We start from the raw sequence: 15,668 nt of genomic DNA, 5'->3' as shown, positions 1-15,668 counted from the left end.
ACGCCGCAATTGCTAAAGGTGAGGCATGATCACACTTCGTTCCGCCAACGCTCGCGACACGGCCCGCATCCTTGAAATATGGCGTAAGGCCGTAGACGATACCCATGATTTTCTTCACAGAGCGGATCGCGCCGCAATCGAGGAAGAAGTGACGGCTTTTCTTCCCGAGGCCGCTTTGATGCTCGCCGTCGATGCGTCGGATAAGCCTCTCGGGTTCATGTTTCTGCATGAAGGGCACATGGAAGCGCTTTTCATCGATCCGGATTATCACGGCAGAGGCATCGGCAAGGCGCTCGTGCAGGCAGCACTTGCCACACACCCCGCGCTGACCACCGATGTCAACGAACAGAATACGCAGGCCATGGGCTTTTATCGCCGGCTCGGTTTCAAGCCGACGGGACGCTCCGACCTCGACGGGCAGGGACGTCCCTATCCGCTCGTCCATCTTGGGTTTGGCGCAACCGAACAATAAGCCGGGGGGACATGGCTCGTCTGGGGGGAGCAAGCCACGAACACCATCATCCGTTTCGCAACCGAGGATTTTCAGCCCGAGCACCGCTTCGACCAATGGCGCGAAGTGCGCGGCAAAAGCCTGTTTGGCGTAACCATCGAGCTTGCGCCGGATCGCCGCCAGGCCTTCAGCGGGTCGTTTCAGGCGCGCTCTGTTGCAGGCGCCGTCGTAAGCGAAATGCGCGCTTCCTCTTACCGGGTCAACCGCACGGAAGCCGATATTGCCCGCATTGCCGGCGACAGCCTCTGCATTGGCTTGCAGGTGAAGGGTTCGGGGTTGCTGCATGCCGGCCGAGACAGGATCCATGCCGTTAGCGGTGGTGATTTCACCATCAACTATTCGGACTTGCCCTATGACGCGATACCGGGCGGTGAGGCGGATTTTCACTACAAGATGCTCAAGATCCCCGTCGACGACGAAGTCATGCTTGGCCGACCGGCCGATGACCTGTTCGCCACGCGTTACGCCGACAAGACCGCCTTCTCCCGGCCGTTCCGGGCGCTCTTCAACGCGCTGAACGGCGAACACAGCAGGCTCATCGATTCCGTGCGCGATGTGACGCATATCGCTCGATTAGCCATAACGGCGCGTGGACGACTTTCGCCTGCAATGCCGGAAGTGCGCGCATCTTCAACTGGTTCGACGCGGGCGGGCTGCTGATGGACCGCCTGATCGCCGGGATCGACTGGGAAAAGCCGACAGAACAGGGCAGACACCTGACGGATGTGAAAACAGCATCGCAACTGGCGGCATCGCTCTCCCTTTCCCGAATCCATGTCAGGCGCAAGCTTGGCGCGGCCGAACTGATCGGCGGCATCGGCTGGAGCGGACGGAAGGGGCGTTCCGCTCTCTGGATCTCCACGGGCTTTTACGAGGAATATGCCCGCATGCAGGCACGTAAACTCCTCATTCTCGACGATGCCTTTATGGAGACAGTGTGAGGTTTAAGAACCGGCAGACGTGCTATTTATTGATGGTTATGAGCGATATCCATTGACAAACTTCAGGACTGCGGCTCTTCTACAGGGCATGCGTGGGATGTTGCGAACATCGAAATTGACGGCACTGCTGTTTCGACTGGTGATGATATTGTCACTGGCGGGATACAGCGTTTCCACCGTCAATGCCGCAATGCATGGTCCCGATACCGCGGAAATGCAGACCACCCAATCCGCCATGATGATGGATCACCGCGCGATGATGGACCATGGCGGTTCGGCCATGATGTCCAGCGACCACCATAATATGGATACGGCAGACCACGACAGCGGCGTCAAAAAGCCCGTGAAGCAGGAATGCTGCAACGATTTCTGTCTCGGCATGGCGGTGCTGATTGCGCATGACGCCCTTGGCGGACCAGTCGTCAATTCCATCCGTTCCTTCCTTGACGACAGCAAGACCGTGGGCCAGATCCCGCTGCTTCACCGTCCACCGAATATCTGAACAGGCAAAGCCCGCCTCTCGGGCAATGATCGTGCGTGAACGGCTTTAGCGCCGTCGCGCCGTTGCATCTCCTGTTCGGAAATTACCATGAACCCTATCTACATCGTGGTTGCAGCGCCCCTTTTGCTGGGCGGCTGCACAGCCACATCCTCGATGAACGAGGCCGCCTCGTATGAAGACGCGACAAACCCGTCGCTCGGCGTCACCCCTCTGCGTTATAAGACACCGGTCACAGGTTACTCGCACCGTGCTCCGGTGGACCCGAAGCCCTGGCGAAACCAGAACGATGCGCAGGCTCCGAAAGGAGACGCATCATGACGCTACGCGTGATCAAACTCACGGCCGTCCTTTCCGTCCCGCTCGTTCTTGGCGGCTGCGTCACGGCCGCCGACTACACCTCGAAGAACGCAGGCTTCACCACCGTTTCGGCCAGGGCGACCGAGGCGACAGGAAAGCAGACTGTCTGGATACAGAACCGGGCCGAGGCGCAGGCAACCGCAACCCGCGTCAAATCGCTGATGTCAGCGAAAACAATCGATGTCGAGACGGCAGTTCAGGTCGCGCTCCTCAACAACAAGGGCCTTCAGGCGGCCTATGCCGATCTGGGTGAATCGGCCGCAACCGCCTGGCAATCGACCATGCTGGTCAATCCGAGGGTCGGCATCGGATTGACGGGGATCGGCACTCCGGGGCTCCGGGCCTACAAGGCGATCGAGGGTGTGATCGTCACCAATATTCTGGCACTGGCCACGCTCAAACAGAATGTCGAGATTGCCGATACCGGCTTCCGAAAGGCGCAGCTCGCAGCCGCGCTGAAGACGTTGCAATTGGCGGCAGATACCCGCCGCGCCTGGATCACGGCGGTTGCTGCCTGGGAAAATGTCGGCCAGCTGGCTCAGGCCCAGACAGCCGCGGATGCCGCCTCGGAACTTGCGAGGAGGCTTGGCGAAGCAGGCTCGCTGAACAAGGAAGGCCAGGCTCGCGAGCAGGTCTTCTATGCCGAACTGACCGGCCAGATCGCCAAGGCGCGGCTTGAAGCCCGGCTTGCGAAGGAGGAACTGACAAGGCTGATGGGCCTGTGGGGCGCGGACATAGACTACTCCATCCCCAACCGCCTGCCCCAGCTTCCAAAGGATCTGGCCAAACGTGAGATGATCGAGGCTGAGGCGCTGCAGCGCCGGGTGGATTTGCAGATGGCGAAGCTCGATCTGGAATCGACCGCCCGGTCGTTCAAACTCACAGAAGCCACCCGATACGTTACCGATCTAGAACTTCGTTCCGGCTTCGAGACCGAACGCGAACTTGAAGACGGCGAAAAACACAAACAGACGACCGGCAATGCCGAGCTGGAATTCGTCATTCCGATCTTCGATTCCGGTCGGGCAAGAATGCGGGAATCCGAACTCGCCTATATGCGCGCAGCAAACCTGCTGGCCGAAAAAGCGGTCAATATCCGCTCCGAAGCCCGCTCCGCCTATCAGGCCTATCGCTCGAACTACGACATCGCCCGGCACTATCGCAACAGCGTGGTGCCGCTGCGGACCAAGATCGAGGAGGAGTCGCTGCTGACCTATAACGGCATGCTCACCAACACCTTCGAACTGCTCGCCGACAGCCGCGAAAAGGTCAATTCGAACCTGCTCGCCATCAATGCCAAACGTGACTTCTGGCTCGCGGAAGCCAGCCTTGCGCCCGCCATCTACGGCGGTGGCGCGGGTACGGCAGGCGCGGAGACCGAAGTTGCCGCCACTGGTGGCGGCAGCGGTGGCGGACACTGAGAAAGGAAACGACCATGTTCAATAGAAGAAACTTTCTGGGCGTCGGCGCCGCAATGGTCTCCACGGCGGCCTGGGCAAAGACATCGAATAGCAGCCTGCCGGAAGCAGCCGTGATGGAAACGGCAGCAACGCAAGCCCCCGTCAAGCCCACTACCGGTCCCGATTACAATCCGGTCGTCACCCTCAACGGCTGGACCCTGCCCTTCCGGATGAACAATGGCGTCAAGGAATTCCACCTTGTCGCCGAGCCGGTGGAACGCGAGATGGCGGAGGGCATGACCGCCCGCCTCTGGGGCTATAACGGCCAGTCACCCGGCCCGACCATCGAGGCCGTAGAAGGCGACCGGGTGCGGATTTTCGTGACCAACAAGCTGCCGGAACATACAACGGTCCACTGGCACGGCATGATCCTGCCATCAGGCATGGACGGTGTCGGCGGCCTGTCGCAACCGCATATCCCCGTTGGCAAGACCTTCGTCTACGAGTTCGATCTCGTGAAGTCCGGCACCTTCATGTACCACCCGCATTCAGACGAGATGGTGCAGATGGCGATGGGCATGATGGGCTTTTTCGTGGTCCATCCAAAGGACCCGACCTTCATGCCTGTTGATCGCGACTTCGTGTTCCTGATCAACGCCTTCGACATCAATCCCGGCTCCTACGTTCCGAAAATCATGACCATGACGGACTTCAATCTGTGGTCATGGAACAGCCGGGTATTTCCGGGCATCGATCCGCTGGTGGTCTCCAAGGACGACCGGGTGCGTGTCAGGGTCGGAAACCTGACCATGACCAACCACCCGATCCACATGCACGGTTATGATTTCGAGGTGACGTGCACCGATGGCGGCTGGGTGCGGCCCGAGGCCCGGTGGCCGGAGGTCAGCATCGACATCCCCGTCGGCGCCATGCGGGCCTATGAATTCGACGCCAAATATGTCGGCGACTGGGCGATCCATTGCCACAAGTCGCACCACACGATGAATGCGATGGGACACGATGTCCCGACCTTCATCGGCGTCGACAAGAAGACCGTCACCGAAAAGATCCGCAAGGTGCGGCCGGAATACATGCCGATGGGTACAGCCGGCATGGCCGATATGGGCGCGATGGAGATGGAAATCCCTGAGAACACCGTTCCCATGATGACCGGCTGGGGTCCGCACGGCCCCATCGAAATGGGCGGCATGTTCTCCGTGGTGAAGGTCCGCGAAGGCATCTCCGCGGGCGATTACTCAGATCCCGGCTGGTACCAAAACCCGCCCGGTACCCAGGCCTGGGAATGGACCGGCGACGTGCCGGATACCGAAAAGACCAATGATCCGAAAACACAGATAACGCCGAAACCGATGAAACACGGCTGATCGTGCAGACCATATCCCCACCAGAACCAAGGAAAAATTCGATGACCAGACTGAAACTTGCACTGCTTCTCACCGCTCTTGCCACACCCGCCTTCGCATCGGGCACCCACGGCGGCGGCCATGAAGCGATGGCGATCGGCGAACCCGGCGACAAATCCAAGGTAACCCAGACCATACAGGTCACCATGAAGGAAACGCCTGATGGCAAGATGCTGTTCACGCCCGCCAAGTTCGAATTCAAGAAGGGCAAGACCGTTCGCTTTGCCGTGAAGAATGTCGGCGAGCTGGACCATGAATTCATTCTCGACGAACAGAGCGCAAATCTGGAGCACAAGGCCGCCATGGCAAAGGCCCCGGAGATGGAACACGACAATCCGAACGCAATCAGCCTTGCGCCGGGCGAAAGCGGCGAAATCATCTGGAAATTCACCAATGACGGCATGTTCGAATTCGCCTGCCTGAAGCCCGGACATTACGAGGCCGGCATGCGCGGCGATCTCAAAGTTTCGGCCAAGTAACCAATCGAAAAAAGGAATCTGACCATGAAGACGATCGTTAAAATTACCCTTGCAGCCGCTTTGTTGCTTACAGCCCCCTTTGGCGCATTCGCACAGGAATTCACCAAGGGTACGGTGAAGAAGGTCGACGCCACCGCCAAGAAAGTCACCATCATTCATGAGGAACTGAAGAACCTTGACATGCCCGCCATGACGATGGTGTTCCGAGTCAAGGACGATGCCCTGCTCGCCAAGCTCAAGGAAGGCGCGAACATCGAGTTCATCGCCGAACGTGCGGATGGCAAGCTGGTCGTCGCCCAGGTGAAATAAGGCAGTCACCGTCTGCACATGCCCGTACCAGACCACAGGCACGGGCATGTGCGATTTGAGCAGGCGGCGGACGAACCCCGAACACAAATTTATTGCTCGGGGCATGACCTTTGTTCGGCGCTATGCCGTATTCCCATGAATTAGCGCAGAAACGCAGTGTCGATTGTGTCCGCATGCTTCGTGAACAGCCGATGCAGTGAGAGGAACACGGCGAGCATCAGTGGCCATGCAATCAGGACATCGGAGAGAAAATGTGCGCCCATAGCTGCCCTGTTTAGGGAGCAAAGCACGATGAACGGCATCAAGATCGCCGTGGCGCTCAGGCGGAATTTTTCCGGCAGGAAGATGATGAACGCCAGCAGGGCGATTGCCGACGCGCTTTCGCCGGATGGAAAGGAGCAGTTGCGCGAACAGCTGCCATCTAGGGAAAGAACGGGCGTAAAAAACAAATCCGCCCCGAATTCACTGATATGCCGCGGTCTGGCACGTCCGAACAGGTCTTTCAGCACATGCACGGTCGCACCCGGCCCAAGCGCATAAAAGGTGAGAACAAGTAGCAGTTTGTGAGGGCGGATGGCACGCCGCACGCCGGAGACAAATGGCGTGGCAAGGAGCAGGCAGACAAGCGTGGACAATAAAATGGCGGGAAGTGCGCGGTTCAGATCGCGGACGGAAATCAGGAATTGATCCTCGCCAAGACGAAAACCATCTGTCCAGAACCAGCGACTGGCGTCAAGATCGATATCCGGCCTGACAGTGAAGAAGACCATCATTGCAAGCGTGGTCGAAAGCGCGAGCAGAGATGGGCTGCCGGAAACCCATGCGAAAGTCTGGCGCGCCGTGGGGATGACGGCAAAGCGGAACTTCGGTTTTTCGGGCCGGCCTGGCCATTTCTGTTCGGTCTTATGGGAGAGATACTGGTGCATAGCCAGCTTTCTTCCGTAGAAATGTCAAGGTTCTGCGGAGGAAGTCCCAAGACTGAGAGGAAAAGCGTGCCTGCCGCATCTATCTCGTGAGACGGCTCTTGCCCGGCGCTTTGCGTCGGCTTAGCGTCCCGGCAATAAAGCGGTAATATCAGTAAGTTCGTAAGGTCAGCATGGACAAAGGGCTCATTCTCATCGTCGAAGACGACCCCGACATCATGCAGATTCTGGACGCCTATCTCATTCGTGACGGATACAGAACCGTTAGAGCCGGGGATGGCGAGACGGCCATGACGCATTTCTCCATGCTGCGGCCGGATCTCATTCTTCTCGACATCGGGCTACCGAAGCTCGATGGCATCGATGTGCTGACACGCATACGGCGGGAGCGTGATACACCGATCATCATGGTCACCGCCCTTGCCGAAGATATGGACAAGCTGACCGGTCTGCGCCTGGGTGCCGACGACTACATCGTCAAACCTTTCAACCCGCAGGAAATGGTCGCCCGGGTGAATGCCGTTCTAAAACGCTCGCGTCAGCCAACTGGCGGAGGGATCCTGCGTTTCGGCGCCATCGAAATAGATACCGAAGCTTACATCGCGGCTGTTTGCAGCGATGCGGGACGAACCGTTCTGCCGTTGACGCTCAGCGAATTCAGAATTCTTGCCCATATGACGCGTCGCCCCACCTATGCCTTTCAGCGGGCCGATCTTCTGGATGCCTGCCTGCCGGAAAGCGATGCGCTGGCACGCACGGTCGATACGCACATCGCCAATCTGCGTAAAAAACTGACGGATCACGGTGCTGGCGGTTATCTGGTGTCGGTGCGCAGCATCGGCTACCGGCTTGCCAGGGAGCAGACATCATGAGGTTCCGGCGGCTCCGCCTGCGCACGATGACGGCGATCACAATCACCACAATGCTCATCTTTGCGGTTGCGTTGGTCTATTTCGGCGTTTCCTGGTATTCGGACACCATTGAGGAGCGCATCCTTGCCCAACTGTCGCCTGATGCCGCCAAGGCTTTCTCGGATATTGACCGGGGCGTGATGCCGGATCAGAGCCAGCTTCAGGCCCTTATCGAGGTTTTACCGGGCCTGGAGGACCAGGCAGATAGCGAACTTCTCAAATCGGTGTTCCTCTTTGGATTGCTCGGTGTCTTCCTGTGCAGCTTGCTTGGTTATTTCATCTCCCGCCGCATTGCAGCACCTCTCGGCGAACTTGCCGACGCGGCGCGGCGCATGGCGACCGGCGACTTCAGCGGAGGCGCAAAGATCAAGGCGAGCCGCATCGCCGAAGTCGGATTTCTGGTCGACAGTTTCGAGACTTTGACGCAGGAGCTTCAGATGATGGAGCGCCGGTTGAAGTTCAACACCATGGCGGTAGCCCACGAGCTGCGCACCCCGCTGACCATCCTGCAAGGCCGTTTACACGGCATTGCCGATGACGTCTTTCCGCTCGACAAGCAGGCCATTCGCCACCTCATCGGCCATGTGGAAGGACTTGCGCGTCTCGTCGACGATCTGCGGACGCTTTCGCTGGCAGAAACCAACAGTCTCGTTACGGAGATGCGGCCACTCGATCTCGCTACCGAATGCGCGGCCGTGGCGGAGGCGGCACGGCCTCTTCTCGAAGAGGCAGGAATTCGTCTCGATATGTCGCTGCAGACGGCTCCCATTAGCGGCGACCCTCAACGCCTTCAACAGCTACTGCTCATCCTGATGGATAATGTACGCCGCTATGCGGCGAGCGGGAAGAGCCTCTTCTGCTCGACCGGAGTCCGGGAAGGACGTCCCTTCATAACAATCGAAGACAAGGGGCCGGGTTTTCCCCCCGGCATCGAGGCACACGGCATCGAACTCTTCTGGCGCACAGAGCCGTCGCGTGCACGTAAGACCGGTGGCACCGGCCTCGGCCTGTCGATTGCTCGAGCGATCGCAAGGGCGCATGACAGCGATTTGCAGATAGATCCGCGACAGGACGGCGGAACCGTCGTCACGGTTCTCTTCAAGGCGGCCTCCTGAAAAATCCCGGCGAGTTGATGCTCTCCCATGCGCGCTGACGGTGTGCTTCGTTGGGGCTTATTCCACGGTTCACCGCGCCAGGACTGCTGTCGGGAATAAGGTGATCGCAAATTTTCCCTACGCCGAATTATTTTCTATAAAATAGATAGAAAAAGAACGACCTGTCTTTCTTGAGGCGCTCCTCATGCCTAGTTTAGCTGTCATCATTGGTCGCCGTCAGGGAGGACCGATGTTGAGCGAAATCCCGTATCGATCCAGCAAACTGCACCGCTGCAATTGATACTGGCGCATTATCGGCCCGGTTGAATTGGAGGAAAAGGTGACACGATACGTTATCATTGGCGCAGGCGCGGTTGGCGCGAGCCTTGCCGCACAGTTCGAGCTTTCCGGCATCAAATATGCTCTGGTCGGACGCGGCGCACAAATTGCCTCCATCATTGAACAGGGGCTGAGCTACCAACGCCCCTCAGGCACGCAGCAAATAAGGCTGAACGCCTTCGACGTATCCGCTCCGCCGGACCTGGCGCCCGACGATATCCTGCTGCTGACCGTCAAAACGCAGGATGCGGCAGCCACTCTGGCAGACTGGTCATGGCGACAGGTATCCGGCGTGGAAGGTCTAACAGCCACGCAGTTGCCGGTGGTTACCTTTCAGAACGGTCTGGCGACGGAAGCGCTGGCGCTCAGGACCTTCGCCAATGTCTACGGCGCCAGTATTCTGACCCCTGCCCGGTTTACACAAACCGGCGCGGTTGCGGCGGCCGGCAATCCGCAGGTCGGCGTGGTCACGATCGGGCGCTTCCCGGCCGGTTCCGACGAAACGGCGAAGGAGATTGCCGCAGACCTCACACGCGCCAATTATCTTGCGGAAACCAGCAGCGATATCCGCCGCTGGAAATCGGCAAAACTGCTTCATAACGTCCGCAATGCGCTGGATCTGTTCGACGGAGAAGACGATCTGCGAGCATCGATCGCCGAAGCGCTGGTCAATGAAGCCCGCCAGACGCTTGAGGTAGCAGGCTACAATCTCGCCTCTCCCTCTGAACGGGCTGTCGATATTTCAGGCTGGAGCATCGCTCAAAACAGCGGCATTCAGCCCGGCCAGCAATCGACCTGGCAGAGCTTTGCCAGAGGCGCTTCCAGCGAGGTCGATTTTCTCAACGGTGAGATTGTGCTGCTCGGCCGTCTGCATAACGTCGCGACACCGTATAACGAGGCTATCCAGTCTCTTGGCGGCAGGCTGGCGCATCAGGGCGGCTTCTCGAGGGCGGTGCCGCTTGACGCGATCCTTTCTTTTGTCGGGCAGCTCCACGAGCGCGACAAAACCGGTCTCGCCGCCGCGCAATGATGCGTGCGACCTGTTCTTCCCATGAAACCACCAAGCTGAAGCGATAAAATGAGAGAAGCCATTCCAGACCAGATTCTCACCGCCGCCGGAGCGCTGTTTTATACCGAAGGTATCCGGGCGGTCGGTATCGACCGCATCATCGAAGAAGCGAAGGTCGCAAAAGCTACTCTCTATCGGCATTTTCCGTCCAAGGATCATCTTGTCGCGGCCTATCTTCAGGATCGCCACGATCGTGTCATTCGCTCGCTGAAGGATGTTCTGACGGCGACGATTGATCCAAGGGACCAGCTGCAGGTGATTTTCGAGCGGCTTTACGAGAAGGCCGACAGCCCTGAATTCAGGGGCTGTGCCTTTGCACTCGCGGTTGCCGAACACGGCGATTCCGAACGCGTCGTCACCGTGGCTCGAACCCACAAAAGAATGGTGCGGGATATTTTCGAGACCGTCATGTCGAAAGCGGGGGTGCGACTGGATCAGGCCGCCTCCCACCTTTCGCTTCTTTACGAAGGCGCACTTGCCACCGTCGCGGTCGGGCGCGATCCGCATGCCGTACTCATCGCCCGGGACTGTGCGCTCTCGGTGTTCGATCTCGCCACCGGCAAGATATCCTCAGGAGACAAGATATGACCAAGACCATCGACTATTTCTTCGGCATCGGCTCCCCCTGGGCCTTTCTCGGCCTGGATCCTTTCGCCGCGCTCGCTAACGAGCACAACGCCACGATACGGCCCTATGTCATCCCGCTGATCGAGGATAATGGCGCCATCTACTCACGCAACCGTCCGGAAGCGCGCCGCGCCTATTGGACGAAGGATTTGAAGCGATGGGCGGCGTTGCGCGGCAAGTCCCTTAACTTCGACAATCGCGCCGCCCTTTCCGATCCCACGCCGGCCGGCTTCATGGTCATTGCCGCGATCGATGCGGGCGAGGACTGGTTGAGGCTGACCAAGGCGCTTCAGGAAGCTTTCTGGGAAGGCGGCGAAGATATCGGCAATGCCGAAGTTCGCCGCGCAATCGCTGACAAGGCCGGTTTCGACGGTGCGGCGCTGGACGAACGCGGCGGAAGCGATGCCGTGGAAGCCATCCGGAAAGCCAATTATGAGGCCGCAAAGGCAGCCGGTGTGTTCGGGCTTCCGACATTCCGCTACGAGGACGAACTGTATTGGGGACAGGACAGCTTGCCCTTCCTCGAACGTCATCTCAAGGGCGAAAAACTGGCCGCCTGATCCCCGCCGAAAACCGGGTGACTGTCACGCCGTGGCCGCAACCCGGCCATGGCTCTCTCCAGACCATTCCCGTGGAGTTTCTCATGTCTCTTTTCCCGCCCTCCTCGCGCGGAGTATCGCGATGAGCGCACTGCCTCCCGCTCTCTCGGACTCTTTGCGCAACCGTTTCGGCGAGCGTTTTTCCACCGCGCAGGCATTGCGGGAACAACACGGCCGTGGCGAATCCCACCACACGCCGGCGATCCCGGATGCCGTCGTTTTCGCCGAGAGCACGGATGATGTGGCGGAAGCCGTGCGGCTTTGCGCCGCTGAAGGTGTTCCCGTCATCGCCTTCGGCACCGGCACTTCGCTCGAAGGCCATCTGACGGCAGTGCGTGGCGGTGTCTCCGTCGATCTGTCGCGCATGTCGAAAATCGTCCGCATCAGCGCCGAGGATCTCGATTGCACGGTGGAGGCCGGCGTCACGCGCGAGCAACTGAACACACATCTGCGCGACATGGGCCTGTTCTTTCCGATCGATCCTGGCGCCAATGCGTCCATCGGCGGCATGGCGGCAACCCGCGCTTCCGGCACAAACGCCGTGCGTTACGGCACAATGCGAGAAAACGTGCTGTCGCTGACAGTCGTCTTGCCGAACGGCCAGGTCATCCGCACCGGCGGGCGGGCGCGTAAATCATCAGCAGGTTATGACCTAACGCGGCTGTTCGTCGGCTCCGAGGGGACGCTCGGCATCATCACGGAAGTGACATTGCGACTCTACGGAATTCCCGAAACCATCTCGGCTGCACTTTGCTCCTTCGAAAGCGTCGAACAGGCAGTTGCCGCAGCCATTACGGTCGTGCAGCTCGGCATTCCAGTTGCGAGAATGGAATTAATGGACCGTGGCCTGATCGAGGCCGTCAACGCCTATTCCAGTCTTTCCCTCAAGGTCGAGGACACGCTCGCCTTCGAGTTCCACGGCTCGCCTGCTGGCGTGAAGGAACAGGTCGAGATGGTCGCTGCCATAGTGGAAGACAATGGCGGCAGGGATTTCGAATGGGCGAATGCGCCGGAGGACCGCAACCGCCTGTGGAAGGCGCGCCACAACGCGTTTTACGCCGTGGTCTCGCAGCGCCCGAACGCCAAGGGCTGGTCTTCCGATGTCTGCGTGCCGGTATCCGAGTTGAGCGGCTGCATCGTCAGGACCCGGGAATTGCTACGCGACTGCAGCGTGCCCGCCGCCATTCTCGGCCATGTCGGCGATGGCAACTATCATGTGGTCTTCGCCGTAGACCCTGCAAATCAAGCCGAACTCGACGAGGTGGCGGCAATCAACAAAAAGATGGTGCAGCACGCCATCTCGGTTGGCGGCACTTCCACCGGCGAGCATGGGGTTGGCACCGGCAAGATCGCTTATCTGCGGCAGGAACACGGCGACGCGGTGGACCTCATGGCGATCATCAAAAACGCCATAGATCCGGCCGGCATCATGAATCCGGGCAAGATCCTGCCGAGCCAAGACTTGCCCAGCCGCCGAGAAACGCTTTGACCGTGCGGGATTTCGCAGATGGATAATTACAAGACCCACAGCTCCCACTGGGGCGCCTTTTCCGGCAGCTACCGGAATGGCAAGCTCGATATCCGTCCACATCCGGACGATCCACACCCCTCGCCCTTGCTCGCCAATCTGCCGGCAATCGCCGATAGCGCCGCGCGCATCCGGCGTCCGGCGGTCAGGCGCGGCTGGCTGGAGGGGAAACCGGGCAACGCGCAGATACGCGGGGCGGACGACTATGTGGAGGTCGATTGGCCGCAGGCGGCGGACCTCGTCGCGAAGGAGCTTCAAAGGGTTTACGGCGATTACGGCCCACAGGCCGTGTTCGGCGGCTCCTACGGCTGGTCGAGCGCCGGGCGTTTCCATCACGCGCAAAGCCAGGTCCACCGTTTTCTGAACACGCTTGGCGGATATGTGCGCTCCGTCAACACCTACAGTTCCGGCGCGGCGATGGTCATCATTCCGCATGTGCTCGGACCCTACGATGATTTCGACCGCAAGAGCGTTACCTGGGATGCAATCGAGCGCAGCAGCGAATTGATCGTCGCCTTCGGCGGCATGGCGATCAAGAATACGGACGTGCATGGCGGCGGCAACAGCGTGCATATCGTGCCACAGAAGCTGAATGGCGCACGTGCACGCGGCGCGCGATTCGTGCTGATCAGCCCGCTAAAAGACGATTTTCCGAAAGACCTCAATGCGGAGTGGCTGCCGGTCATACCCGGTACCGATGTCGCGCTGATGCTCGGACTTGCGCATGTTCTCGTCACCGAGGGCCTGCACGATCGTGCGTTTCTTGACCGCTATGCCGTCGGCTATCAGCGTTTCGAAGACTACCTGCTCGGCCGGACCGATGGTGTGGCGAAAAGCCCCGAATGGGCTTCCGGGCTCTGCGGCATCGGCACGGAAACTATTAGGGAACTCGCCCGCACCATGGCGCGCGCGAGAACATTGATCACTGTCAGCCATTCGCTTCAGCGCGCCGATTATGGTGAGCAACCCGTCTGGCTGGGGATCGTTCTTGCCGCCATGCTCGGTCAGATTGGCCTCGACGGCGGCGGATATTCCTATTCCCTCGGCGCTTTGGGCAATGTCGGCAAGAACCTGCTGGCCGTTCCCCTGCCGACACTTAGCCAGTTCAAAAACCCGGTCGCGGATTTCATTCCGGTCGCGCGCATCGCCGACATGCTGCTCAATCCGGGTGGGGAATTTCACTATAACGGCCAGAGGATGCACTATCCCGATATCCGCTTGGTTTACTGGGCGGGTGGTAACCCTTTCCACCACCATCAGGATATCAACCGGCTACGGGCAGCGTTCAGACGGCCCGAGACCATCATCGTGCATGAAACCGCATGGACATCATCTGCGCGGCATGCCGATGTCGTGCTGCCGGCGACGACAACTCTGGAGCGCGACGACATTGGCGCCGCCGACCGCGATCCTCTGATGATCGCGATGAAAAAGCTGATCGAACCGGTTGGTGAGGCGCGCGACGACTATGAAATCTTCTCCGAGATCGCGCGCCGGCTCGGCAAATTCGAAACCTTCACCGAAGGTCGCAGCAGCCGGGAATGGCTTGCCTTCCTCTATGAAACAACGCGTGGGGCGCTTGCCGCCGGTGGGTACGAGGCTCCCGATTTCGAAACGTTCTGGGAACGTGGAGAGATAGGTCTGCCGCTCAAGCCGGATGACGGAGGGCCTGCGCGTGCCTTCCGTGATGATCCCATAGCCTTCCCTCTGAAGACACCATCCGGTAAAATCGAAATCTTCTCCGAGACGATCGAGGGTTTCGGCTATGACGATTGCGGCGGCCATCCGCAATGGTATCCCGGCAGGACGAAACCGGAAGACGAAGCGCTCTATCCGCTGCATCTGGTGTGCAATCAGCCGCATCAGCGTCTGCACAGCCAGCTCGACTATGGCGCTTTCAGCCGCTCCACCAAGATTAAGGGCCGGGAACCCGTGCGCATCAACCCCGAAGATGCAGCCCACCGGGGCATTGCCGATGGCGATATCATCAGGCTGTTCAACAGTCGTGGCAGCTGCCTCGCCGCAGCCGTCCTGAGCACGGATGTGCGCAACGGCGTGATGCAGCTGGCAACGGGTGCGTGGTTCGAACCGCATGACCGGCATGCAGAGCAAGCGACGTGCATTCACGGCAATCCGAACATCCTGACGCGCGACATCGGCACCTCGAAACTGGCGCAGGGATCGACCGGTCAGATTACCAGAGTGGAGGTGGAACGTTTTGCCGGTGAGGCGCCTCCGGTGCGGATTTTCGAAAAGATGGCATTTGCAAAATAAGTGGGGGACGGGTGTTCCGGCACTGCCTGAAAAATCGCACCGCCAACGTATTTCGGGCGTCGGAAAAGCTGATCCTACCACCTTCGGAAACCGCGGCAAAATAATCCATTAATTCGATAGAAAAAGAACAACTGGTCTTTCTCCTTCTGGCCACCCTGCTACGTTAGACATCAAGAACCGAATTTCGAAACAAGGGACCGCGTCATGACCGCACGATGTATCAGCAAGCACGGCCTGCGATCGAACGAGCCGTCAATGGCTGAAAGTAACGGCTAAGCCGTAACATCGGTCGGACCCTCCAAGAGGTAAAGCAGGCACATTTTTCCCGATTTCAGGACATTGAAACCACCGGCAACGCTGTCGTGTGAAGCCTTTCGTGTG

15 protein-coding genes and 2 pseudogenes are annotated in these 15,668 nt (G+C 59.3%); 16 read left to right on the top strand and 1 reads right to left on the bottom strand.

Going from position 1 to position 15,668, the window contains the following annotated elements; translation table 11 throughout:
- Positions 1–25: 25 nt before the first annotated feature.
- From ACQZ63_RS23165 to ACQZ63_RS23125, 9 genes and pseudogenes are all read left to right on the top strand, one after another.
- The gene (locus tag ACQZ63_RS23165) at positions 26–472 is read left to right on the top strand and encodes an acetyltransferase (RefSeq protein ID WP_035199874.1); all 447 of its coding nucleotides are present in this window, start codon (positions 26–28) and stop codon (positions 470–472) included.
- Positions 473–577: 105 nt separating this feature from the next.
- Positions 578–1,141, top strand: a pseudogene (locus tag ACQZ63_RS23160) (AraC family ligand binding domain-containing protein); the annotation flags it as partial.
- Positions 1,135–1,452 (top strand): annotated as a pseudogene (locus tag ACQZ63_RS23155) (hypothetical protein); the annotation flags it as partial. The pseudogenes ACQZ63_RS23160 and ACQZ63_RS23155, both read left to right, overlap by 7 nt.
- An 88-nt stretch (positions 1,453–1,540) precedes the next feature.
- Positions 1,541–1,954 carry a hypothetical protein gene (locus ACQZ63_RS23150; RefSeq protein WP_035199873.1) on the top strand — a complete coding sequence of 138 codons (414 nt, stop codon included), beginning with the start codon at positions 1,541–1,543 and terminating at the stop codon, positions 1,952–1,954.
- Positions 1,955–2,041: 87 nt separating this feature from the next.
- Entirely contained in the window at positions 2,042–2,272 is a 231-nt protein-coding gene (locus ACQZ63_RS23145; RefSeq protein WP_019566580.1) for a hypothetical protein, read from the top strand.
- Positions 2,269–3,732 carry a TolC family protein gene (locus ACQZ63_RS23140; RefSeq protein ID WP_065703365.1) on the top strand — a complete coding sequence of 488 codons (1,464 nt, stop codon included), beginning with the start codon at positions 2,269–2,271 and terminating at the stop codon, positions 3,730–3,732. The genes ACQZ63_RS23145 and ACQZ63_RS23140 overlap by 4 nt, the downstream gene beginning before the upstream one ends.
- 14 nt (positions 3,733–3,746) lie before the next feature.
- On the top strand, positions 3,747–5,096 hold the full coding sequence (locus ACQZ63_RS23135) for a multicopper oxidase family protein (protein WP_004431584.1): 1,350 nt from the start codon (positions 3,747–3,749) through the stop codon (positions 5,094–5,096).
- A 41-nt stretch (positions 5,097–5,137) separates the two neighbouring features.
- Positions 5,138–5,614 carry a cupredoxin domain-containing protein gene (locus ACQZ63_RS23130; RefSeq protein ID WP_004431582.1) on the top strand — a complete coding sequence of 159 codons (477 nt, stop codon included), beginning with the start codon at positions 5,138–5,140 and terminating at the stop codon, positions 5,612–5,614.
- A 24-nt stretch (positions 5,615–5,638) separates the two neighbouring features.
- Positions 5,639–5,923: a copper-binding protein gene (locus ACQZ63_RS23125; protein WP_004431579.1), complete on the top strand. Its 285-nt coding sequence runs from the start codon at positions 5,639–5,641 to the stop codon at positions 5,921–5,923.
- Positions 5,924–6,063: 140 nt separating this feature from the next.
- On the opposite strand, the gene ACQZ63_RS23120 is transcribed toward ACQZ63_RS23125, so the two are convergent.
- Complete coding sequence (locus tag ACQZ63_RS23120; protein ID WP_035199869.1) at positions 6,064–6,849, bottom strand: phosphatase PAP2 family protein; 786 nt, start codon at positions 6,847–6,849, stop codon at positions 6,064–6,066.
- A gap of 170 nt (positions 6,850–7,019) precedes the next feature.
- On the opposite strand from ACQZ63_RS23120, the gene ACQZ63_RS23115 reads away from it, so the two are divergent.
- From ACQZ63_RS23115 to ACQZ63_RS23085, 7 genes are all read left to right on the top strand, one after another.
- Positions 7,020–7,718, top strand: a complete 699-nt coding sequence (locus ACQZ63_RS23115) for a response regulator (protein ID WP_004431575.1) — start codon at positions 7,020–7,022, stop codon at positions 7,716–7,718.
- The gene (locus ACQZ63_RS23110; RefSeq protein WP_035199868.1) at positions 7,715–8,872 is read left to right on the top strand and encodes an ATP-binding protein; all 1,158 of its coding nucleotides are present in this window, start codon (positions 7,715–7,717) and stop codon (positions 8,870–8,872) included. Before ACQZ63_RS23115 ends, ACQZ63_RS23110 begins: the two co-directional genes overlap by 4 nt.
- 319 nt (positions 8,873–9,191) lie before the next feature.
- Positions 9,192–10,220, top strand: coding sequence for a ketopantoate reductase family protein (locus tag ACQZ63_RS23105; RefSeq protein ID WP_035199867.1), 1,029 nt, complete (start codon positions 9,192–9,194; stop codon positions 10,218–10,220).
- 48 nt (positions 10,221–10,268) lie between these two features.
- Positions 10,269–10,847, top strand: a complete 579-nt coding sequence (locus ACQZ63_RS23100) for a TetR/AcrR family transcriptional regulator (protein WP_004431568.1) — start codon at positions 10,269–10,271, stop codon at positions 10,845–10,847.
- Entirely contained in the window at positions 10,844–11,446 is a 603-nt protein-coding gene (locus ACQZ63_RS23095) for a 2-hydroxychromene-2-carboxylate isomerase (RefSeq protein ID WP_019566585.1), read from the top strand. Before ACQZ63_RS23100 ends, ACQZ63_RS23095 begins: the two co-directional genes overlap by 4 nt.
- Positions 11,447–11,567: 121 nt before the next feature.
- The gene (locus ACQZ63_RS23090) at positions 11,568–12,974 is read left to right on the top strand and encodes an FAD-binding oxidoreductase (protein ID WP_019566586.1); all 1,407 of its coding nucleotides are present in this window, start codon (positions 11,568–11,570) and stop codon (positions 12,972–12,974) included.
- An 18-nt stretch (positions 12,975–12,992) separates the two neighbouring features.
- Entirely contained in the window at positions 12,993–15,287 is a 2,295-nt protein-coding gene (locus ACQZ63_RS23085; RefSeq protein WP_448799407.1) for a molybdopterin guanine dinucleotide-containing S/N-oxide reductase, read from the top strand.
- Positions 15,288–15,668 lie beyond the last annotated feature (381 nt).

Source organism: Agrobacterium sp. CG160-95, assembly GCF_053521725.1.
The sequence above is the reverse complement of the archived record's forward strand: the minus strand, read 5'-3'. Positions and strand labels throughout refer to the sequence as shown.